At 75.2% G+C, this 8,697-nt stretch carries 1 protein-coding gene; it reads left to right on the top strand.

What is annotated here, in order from left to right:
- Positions 1-1,129 precede the first annotated feature (1,129 nt).
- Positions 1,130-8,569 (top strand): type I polyketide synthase, encoded by a 7,440-nt coding sequence (locus tag ACFVHV_RS42400; RefSeq protein ID WP_380359021.1) that lies wholly within the window; start codon positions 1,130-1,132, stop codon positions 8,567-8,569.
- The last annotated feature ends 128 nt before the right edge of the window (positions 8,570-8,697 follow it).

Genomic DNA, 8,697 nt, shown 5'->3' with positions numbered 1-8,697 from the left:
GCCGAAGGTCTCGGCCGCCCAGGCGAGGACCTCCTGCGCGGAGGCCTCCTCCAACTCACGGCCTGCTCTCTCCGCCAACGACGCGTAGTCAGTCGCGGTCATGCAGTCGTCCCCCATTGTCGAAAGCTGTTCCTCGCCCGCCCGGTGCGGTGGGGCCCACGGCTCGGCGGATGCCCGAGGAGTCCGGGGAATCCCGGATCAAGCGGCCCCGTGGCCGGTGGCAGGAAATCCGAACGGGCCGTCTCCTGTGAAGTTCTGACGGCTCAGCGATCGCGCATTGTCATGCAATGTCCACGCCAACAGTTTCAAACTGTTCCCCCACCCGGCCCGGCGGGTGGTCGATGCGGCGACCTGGAATGCCGCGGAGTGCTGGAACTCGCCCCCGAGTTCGGGCGGGAATGCGTCTGTGGACTTCCCGCCGAATCCCCGCGCGGGGCCCGTGGGCCGATCCGATTCGACCGGGCTCCCCGTGCCCACCTCCCCGTGTCGGGCAGCCCATTCGGTCATGCGGCCGAAACAGAGCATAGATCGCTTCGGTAGGGAGCGCCAGCCGTATCCGCCGGTTCTTTGATCTTGACGGAGCGTCTGATCCGCTGCCGTGGGGCTGGATTCGTGCAGCGTACGGGCGGTGCGACCTCGACCCGACGGTTGCGGCCGGGTCGGGCGGCGGGGGTTCGGGCCCCGGGGGCCGGTGGGGTCGTATGGCGGCAATGCCCGTTTTCTGCATGCTGGCCGCCCTTTCGCACTCTTTCTTCACAGGTGTCGGGGAAGAGGTGGTCTTGCATTTCGCTTGTGAGGAACTCCGACGATGCTTGACGCACCCCTGGTCGCTCATTACGGTGATCATCAATTCAATGGACTCCGGCAGGGTGGGGCGGCGGATCACGCGGCAGCCCGGGCCGGTCGGAGTGCGAAACGGGGGAGTGGTCGAGGGTGGTGTTGTCCATGCGAACGGATATGCCCGGCATCTGCTGAGGCCGCCTCGGGTCGGAGGGTTGAAGGCGCGTTGCCGCCTCCCCTTCCTTTTGTCTGCCCGAGTACTTTTCACTGCCGTTCCGGCAGGTTTCCAGTGGTTTCCTTCACGGCTTCACGTGTGTCACTTCAGGCTGCTCCGAAAGCGGGATAAAGCGTGGCAACAAAGTCTCGTCCGGATTTCTCCGTGTCCATTGTCAATGATGTTCGTGCACGAGCTGACGAGTTTCCGGAGAAGCCGGCGATCATCATGCTGGCCGAGGGGGAGAGCGAGCTCGACCGGCTGTCGTTCGCCGAGTACGACCGCCGCGCCCGGGCGTTCGCCGCTGGGCTCCAGGCCCGCGGCCTGGCCGGCGAGCGCGTGCTCATCCTGCTGCCCCAGGGCGTCGACTACGCCGTCGCCTTCCTGGGCTGCCTCTACGCGCAGGCGATCGCGGTGCCCGCCTTCCCGCCGACCCGGAGCCGCAAGGGGGCCCGGGTCGAAGGCATCGTCGACGACTGCGACCCGCGGCTCGCCGTGGTGGGGGCCGACCGGGTCCGGTCGATGGTCGAGGAACTCCCCTCCTCCTGCGCCGTGATGACGACCAGTGAGCTCACCGCCGCGGACCCGGAGGACTGGCGCGAGCCCGAACTCCGCCCGGACGACGTCGGCTACCTCCAGTACACCTCCGGCTCGACGGGGCGCCCGCGCGGTGTGATGGTCACCCACCGGAACATCGTCCAGCAGCTCGACATGCTCGCCGACGGGCTGGAGCTGGGGCCGGACGAGGTGTCGCTGTCCTGGCTGCCGCTCTTCCACGACTTCGGCCTGGTGGCCGGCCTGCTGTTCCCGCTGCGGGCCGGTGCGACGAACGTGCTGCTGGCGCCGATCGACTTCGTCCAGGAGCCGTTGCGCTGGCTCGCCGCGGCCACCCGCTACCGGGCCGCGCTGACCTTCGGCCCCAACTTCGCGCTGGACCTGTGCTGCGACCGCATCCGCCCCGAGGACCGCGAGGGCCTGGACCTCTCCGCGCTCCGCACGCTGATGATCGGCGCCGAACCGATTCGCCCGCAGTCGATCGAGCGGTTCGCCGCCGAGTTCGCCCCGTTCCGATGTCGCGCCGACATCTTCACCCCGGCCTACGGAATGGCCGAATCCACGCTCGCCGTGACGGTGCGCCGGCGCGACGAGCCGCTGGGACTCGCCTCCTTCGACATCGAGGAGCTGGGGCGCGGACGGCTGCGGCGCGTGGCGGACGGCGCGCCGGGAAGCCGCCTCCTGCCGAGCAACGGCGACGTCCTGCCGGACACCGGACTGCTGGTCGTCGACCCGGAGACCCGGACCCCCGTCCCCGACGGGCAGTGCGGTGAACTCTGGCTGAGCGGCGACACCGTGAGCCCCGGCTACTGGCGGAACGCCGAGGCGACCGAGGCCGCCTTCGGGGCCCGTCTGGCCGACGGCAGCGGCCCGTACCTGCGCACCGGGGACCTGGGCGGGCGGCTCGGCCCGCACACGTACATCACCGGACGGCGCAAGGACCTGATCGTGGTCCGCGGTGTCAACCACTACCCGCACGACATCGAGCTGACCGTCGCGGACTCCCACCCGGCCCTCGAACGCGACAAGGGCGTCGCCTTCCCGGTGGAGGACGCCGAGGGCGTCGAACAGCTGGTCGTGGTCAGCGAACTGACCCGGGAGGGATTCCGCGGCGCCGACCGCGACGAGGTCGTCCGCAGCATCCGGCTCGCCGTCGTCGAGGAGCACGGACTCGACCCGCGGACCGTGGTGCTGATCCGCCCGGCCCAGCTCCCGCTGACGTCGAGCGGCAAGGTCCGCCGGCAGGAGTGCAAGCGGCTCTTCCTGGAGGACGGGCTCAAGCCGGTCCACGTCTCCTCCGTGGCGGCCGTCCTCGACACCCCCGCGGACGCCGCGCCGGAGCGCTCCAGGAAGGCCGTGGCCGACTGGCTGACCGAGCGGATCGCCGGTCTGCGCCGGCTCACCCCCCGGGATGTCCCGCAGGACGCCCCCTTCGGCTCCTTCGGGCTCGACTCCGCGGGGCTCGCCGGACTCGCCGCCGACCTCCGGGCCTGGCTCGGCGCCCCGGTCGACGCCAAGGACCTCTACAACCACCCCACCGTCGCGGCGCTGGCCGCCGCGCTCACGGGCGACCGGGCCGGTTCGACCGACGAGACCGACGAGGCCGACGGGACGGACAAGACCGAGCGGACCGACAAGACCGAGCGGACCGACAAGGCCGCCCGGACCGAGCGGGCCGGATCCGCCGGGGCGGCCGACGACCGCGAGGCGATCGCCGTCGTCGGCATGGCCTGCCGGATGCCCGGTGCCCAGGACGTCGAGGCGTTCTGGCAGCTGCTGCTGGACGGCCGGGACGCGGTGACCGAGGTCCCGGCGCACCGCCGTCTGCTCGGCTACCGGCTGGAGCACGGGGAGCCGGGCCGGGGCGGATTCGTCGACGGGGCCGAGGAGTTCGACGCGGCCTTCTTCGGTGTCTCCCGCGACGAGGCCCGCCGGACGGACCCGCAGCAGCGGCTGCTGCTGACCACGGTGTGGCAGGCCCTGGAGGACGCCGGCGTGGACCCGCAGGCGCTGGCCGGGGGCCGCACGGGCGTCTTCGTCGGGATCAGCACCAACGACTACGGCCGGCTCCAGGCCAGGGCCGGCGTCCCGGTCACGGCCCACGACGGGACCGGCAACGCGTCGAGCATCGCGGCCAACCGGATCTCCTACCTGTGGGACCTGCGCGGCCCCAGCCAGGTGGTGGACACGGCCTGCTCGTCCTCCCTGGTGGCCCTCCACCAGGCGTGCACCAGCCTGCGGCTCGGCGAGTGCGACCTCGCCGTCGTGGCCGGCGTCAACCTGCTCCTGGACCCGGGGCTGACCACGGTCTTCACCGAGGCGGGCATGCTCGCGCCGGACGGCCGGTGCAAGACCTTCGACGCGGCGGCGGACGGCTACGTGCGCGGCGAGGGCTGCGGCGTCGTGGTGCTCCGGCGGGCGTCCGACGCGGTCGCCGCCGACGACCGGATCCGCGCCCTGGTCGAGGGTTCGGCTGTCTCCTCCGACGGGCGCAGCAGCACGCTGACCGCGCCGAACGGACCGTCCCAGGAGGCCGTGCTGCGGTCCGCCCTGCGGTCCGCCCGCCTGACCGCGGAGGAGGTCGGCTACGTCGAGGCCCACGGCACCGGCACCCGGCTCGGCGACCCGATCGAGATGGGCGCGCTGCGCGCCGTGTACGGCGGGTCGGCCGGCCCGGACCTCCACGTCGGCTCGGTGAAGAGCAACATCGGCCACCTGGAGGCCGCGGCGGGCATGGCCGGCCTGATCAAGGCGGTGCTCTGCCTGGAGCACCGGCGGATCCCGGCCTCCCTGCACGTCGACACGGTCAACCCGCTGATCGGACTGGACGGTTCCCGGCTGCGGATCCCGCGCGCGACGACGGAGTGGCCCGAGGGCCCCGCCCGGGCGGCGGCCGTCAGCTCCTTCGGCTTCGGCGGCACCAACGCCCATGTGATCCTCTCCGGCGCGCCGGCCCGGCGGGCCCGGGTGGAGGCCGCGGAGGGCGGCGAGTGGTCCTTCCTCCCGGTCTCGGCGAAGAGCGGGCCCGCCCTGCGCCGGCTGGCCGCCGACTACGCCGGGGTGCTGGCGGGGGAGGGCGGCGCCGCCCCGGCGTGGAGCGCGCTGGTCCACACGGCGGGCGCCCGGCGCCAGCACCACGACCACCGGCTCGCCGTGCTGGCCCGGTCGGACCGGGAGGCCGCGGAGGCCCTGGAGGCGTACCGCGACGGCCTGCCGTCCCCCGCGGTGGTGCACGGCGTCGCGCACGGCGGCGGTCCCGGGCCGGTGGCCTTCGTGTTCACCGGCCAGGGCGCGCAGTACCCCGGGATGGCCAAGGCGCTGTACTTCGGGCACGCGGCCTTCCGCACGGCGCTCGACGAGGTCGACGCGCTGGTGCGCGCGGAGCTCGGCGTCTCCCTGCTGCCGACGCTGTGCGACGCCCCGGGCCCGCGGCTGGACCTGGAACGGACCGAGTTCGCCCAGCCGGCCCTGTTCGCCGTGGACTACGCGCTGGCCGAGCTGTGGCGCGCCTGCGGGGTGCGGCCCGACGCCGTGGCCGGGCACAGCCTCGGCGAGTACGTGGCGGCCTGCGTCGCCGGCGTGCTGAGCCTGCCCGACGCGGTCCGGCTGGTGGTCGCCCGCGCCGGTCTGATGCAGGAGCTGGCGGAGGCCGGGTCGATGTACGCGGTCCACGCCGGCCGCGAGCTGGTCGCGCAGCTGTGCGCGGACCTTCCCGAGGACCGTTCGGTGGTGCTCGCGGCCCTCAACGGGCCGGAGGACGTGGTGGTCTCGGGCGCGGTGCGGGCGGCCGCCGACCTGGCGGCCGACTGGGAGCGGCGGGGCGCGAAGGTCACCCGGCTGCACGGCACCCGGGCGTTCCACTCGCCGCTGATGGAGGGGCCGGTCGCGCGGTTCGAGCGGATCGCCGCGACGGTCGACTTCCGTACCCCCCGGATCCCCGTGGTGGCCAACCTGACCGGCGCCGTCGAACGGGAGTTCTCGGCCGCCTACTTCGCCCGGCACGCGCTCGAACCGGTGCGGTTCGGCGACTGCCTGGCCGCCCTCGCCGCGCTCGGCTGCACCACCGTCGTCGAGTGCGGGCCGCACCCGGTGCTCGGTCCGCTCGTCGAGGCCGTGCTCACCGACGCCGTCGGCCTGCCGACGCTGCACCGGGACGACACCGACGACCGCCGCTTCCGGCGCGGGCTGGCCGAGTGGTACGTCCGGGGCGGACGGGTCGACTGGGCCGGGGTCCTGCGGGACCGGGACGGGGAGCACGGCCGGCCGCCGCTGCCGGTCCCGCTGCCGGGCCACCCGCTCGCCCCGACCCGGCACTGGTTCACCGACGGCGGCGACGGACGGCACCCGCTGCTCGGCGCGCCGGTCGAGCTGGCCGGTGCCGGGAGCCACTGGTTCTCCCGCACGCTGACCGCCGGGCAGCCGTGGTACCTCGACGAGCACCGGGTGGCCGGGCGGCCGGTGCTGCCCGCCGCCGCGATGACGGAGTGGGCCGACGCGGCCGTCCGCGAGGTCGCCGGTGACGGGCCCCGGACGCTGGAGGGCGTGTCCTTCACCGCCTTCCTCGCCCTGCCGCAGGACGCGCCCGTCACCGCCCAGGCGGTCGTCGAGCCCCTGCCGGACGGCCACCGGGTCCGCGGCTTCGCGCGGATGTCCGGGGCGGCCGCGTGGACGGGGCACGTCACGGTGGAGGCCGCCCGGCCCGCCGCGCCGGCCCCGGACACCCGGGTCGACCCCGGCCTCCTGCGGGCCGCCCTGGCCGAGCGGGACGTCGACGCCCTGTACGGGTCGCTGCGCGCCCGGGGCCTCCAGTACGGCCCGGCCTTCCGCGCCCTCCGGGCGCTGTGGGCGGGCGGGAAGGAGGCCGTCGGCCTGGTGGAGGCGGACCTCCCGGCCGAGGACCGGGCGGCGTACCGGGCGCACCCCGTCCTGCTCGACGCGTGCTTCCACACGACCGCCGCGTTCCTCGGCGACACCGGGGACCTGCTCCTGCCGGTGGGCATCGACCGGATCACCGTCCACCGTCCGCTGCCCGCGCGGCTGTGGTGCGTGGCCCGGGACGCCGGGACCGGCGCCGACGGCGAACGCTCCTTCGACCTGGACCTGGTGTCCGAGGACGGCGAACGGCTGGCCACCGTCGAGGCGCTGCGGCTGCGGCCGGTCGCGCCGGAGCGGATCGCGGCGGCGGCCGGAGCGGCGGCTGGAGCGGCGGCCGGGGCCGCGGTGCGGGGCTACCGCACCGACTGGGTGCCGGCGCCGGAGGCGGGTACCGCCGGCCGGCCGGGCACCTGGCTGGTCTGCGGGACGGACGCGTCGCTGGTGGACGGCTGGTGCGCCGAGGCGGCCGTCCCGGCCCTGGGTCTGCTGATCGCCCCGGACGCCTCGGACGAGGCGGTGGCCCGGCTGTTCGCCGAGGCCCGCGGCCGGGTGGACGGGGTCGCCGGACTGGTCCTCCAGAGCGCCGGGGACGACGCCGTCGTGCTCGCCGGCACGGCCTTCGCGATCCTGCGCGGGTTCCTGCGGGAGTTCGGCGCGGACCGGCCCGACCTGGTCGTCTGCTCGACCGGCGCGGTGCGGGTGCCGCAGGCGCCGACCCGCCCGGACGCCGGCCAGGCGCCGCTGACCGGACTGGCCAAGGCGGTCGTCGCCGAGTACCCCGACCTCACCTGCGTCCAGGTGGACCTCGAACCGCGCCGGACCCCGCCGACGCTGGCCGGACTGCTGGCGCGGGTCGCCGGCCTCGCGGGGCGCGGCCACCTGGCGGTGCGGGACGGCCGCTGGTACGCCGCCCGGCTGCGGGAGGCCGCGCTCGGCGGCTCGCCGGCGGCGCCCGTCCGGGCGGACGGCAGCTACCTGGTCACCGGCGGGCTCGGCGCGCTGGGCCTGGCCACCGCCCGTCGGCTCGCCGACCTGGGCGCGCGCTGCCTGGTGCTGACGGGCCGTTCCGTGCCGGCCGAACCCCCGCGGGAGGTCGCGGAGCTGCGGGCCGCCGGTGTGCGGGTCGAACTCTGGCCCGCCGACGTGGCCGACCTGCCGGCGATGACCGGCCTGTTCGGGCGGATCGGCCGGGAGCTGCCCCCGCTGCGCGGCGTCGTCCACGCCGCCGGGACCACCGACGACGCCCCGCTGGTCGACCTCGACCGCGGCCGCTTCGCCGAGGTCCTGCGGCCCAAGGTCCGGGGCGCGCAGCACCTGCACACCCTGACCGCCGACGCCGGGCTCGACTTCCTGGTGCTCTACTCCTCGCTCGCCTCGATGACCGGCTCGGCCGGCCAGGCCAACTACGCCGCCGCCAACGCCTTCCTGGACGCTCTCGCCGAACAGCGGTGCCACGACGGGCAGCCGGCCCTCAGCATCAACTGGGGTCCGTGGGCCGAGGCCGGCCTGGCCGCCCGCCCGGAGCTGCTCGCCCGGCTCGCCCGCGCCGGCATCACCGGGATCGGCACCGACGAGGCCCTGACGGCCTTCGGGCGCGTGCTGGGCGGCGGCCTGCCGGTGGTGGGCCTGGCGGCGGTCGACTGGGCCGCGTTCACGGCCGCCGACGACCGGCGGCCGCCGTACACCCTGCTGAGCGGCCTGGCCCCGGAGCGGGCCGCGGAGCCGTCCCTCGACGGGCGGTCGCCGCAGGCGCCGGCGGAGCCGGCCGCGCACCGCACCGCCGAGCAGGTGGTCGAGCTCGCCCTGCGCGACCCGCGGGCCGGGCGGGCCGCCGTCACCGAGGAACTGCTGGCCGCCGCCGGCGAGCTGCTGGGCCTCACGGCGCGCCAGCGGGACGAGCTGCGCCCGACCTTCGGGCACCGGCGGCTGAACGAGCTGGGTCTGGACTCGCTGACCGCGGTCCGGCTGCGCAACCGGCTGCTGGCGGACTTCTCCGCGGACGTCCCGCCCTCCTTCGTGTTCGGCGGCAACACCGTCGCCGACGTGGTCGACCTGATCCTGCGGCAGATCACGCTCCGGAGCCTGGTCGCCGCCGACGACGGCGGGGCCGACGAGGCCGGGGACGTCGAGGTCCTCACCTTCTGATCCGCCCGCGGGCCGTGCCGTCGGCCGCCCCGGGACGTGCCCCCGGATGCCAGGACCGCGGGGCGTCCCCGCGGCCCCCCCCCCCCACCCCCAGTCGCGAATTAACAACATAAGCGGGCGCCGATGTA

Source organism: Kitasatospora sp. NPDC127116 (genome assembly GCF_042677365.1).
GTDB lineage: Bacteria > Actinomycetota > Actinomycetes > Streptomycetales > Streptomycetaceae > Kitasatospora > Kitasatospora lactacystinica.
Note: the sequence above shows the minus strand (reverse complement) of the source record. Positions and strands in the feature narration are given on the sequence as shown.